This window comes from Bacillus sp. LR--39, from assembly GCF_053613335.1.
The window spans coordinates 1-713 of record NZ_JBSIOT010000861.1; the positions used below are offsets into that span (position 1 = coordinate 1).

Consider the following 713-nt stretch of genomic DNA (forward strand, 5'->3'; position numbering starts at 1 on the left):
GAATCAGAAACGCCGTCAGCAAGCTTTCTGACCTCCTCTGCCACAACGGCGAAGCCTTTGCCGCTTTCTCCTGCGCGGGCAGCTTCAATCGCGGCGTTAAGGGACAGCAAATTCGTTTGCTCGGCAATTCCGTTGATGACCTGAACGAGCTTGTTAATATCCTGAGAATGCTGTTCCAGTGATCTCACTTTATGCACGGCTTCTTCAACAATATGATGGATGGTTTTCATTTGCTGTAATGACGTAGCCATATTTTCGTTTCCGCTTACCGCGAGTTCGAGAACGTTTTGAGACGTATCGCTGATGGTGATGCCGTGATTATAGGCTTTATCAATGCTTTCAGTGAACTCATTCATCGATTCGGCAATCGTCACCGCGTCTTGGGCCTGCTGTTCAGAGCCCTCAGCCATTTCGTTCATCGTTTCAGTAATATGTTTGCTGCCGGATCTTGTTTCATTCGTTGCGGTTGCAAGCACCTGTGAAGAAGAAAGAACCCGGCTTGATATGTCTTTAGAATATCCGACAATATCTCTCAGATTCCCTACCATTTTTTGCAGCGCTTCATTCAGATCACCCAGCTCGTCTTTTGAGTTGAGCGGCTCCATATCGTTCGACAGATCGCCTTCGGCAATATGATTGGCAGATTCCTTCATGCGAATGATAGGCTTTACAATGTTTCGCGTGATATAAAGCCAGATGAAAATGCTGATGAG

At 46.7% G+C, this 713-nt stretch carries 1 protein-coding gene; it reads right to left on the minus strand.

Features of this window, described 5'->3' with window-relative positions:
• Positions 1-713, minus strand: a 713-nt coding sequence (locus ACWHAR_RS27060) for a methyl-accepting chemotaxis protein (RefSeq protein WP_452088430.1), incomplete at both ends; no start/stop codon positions are given.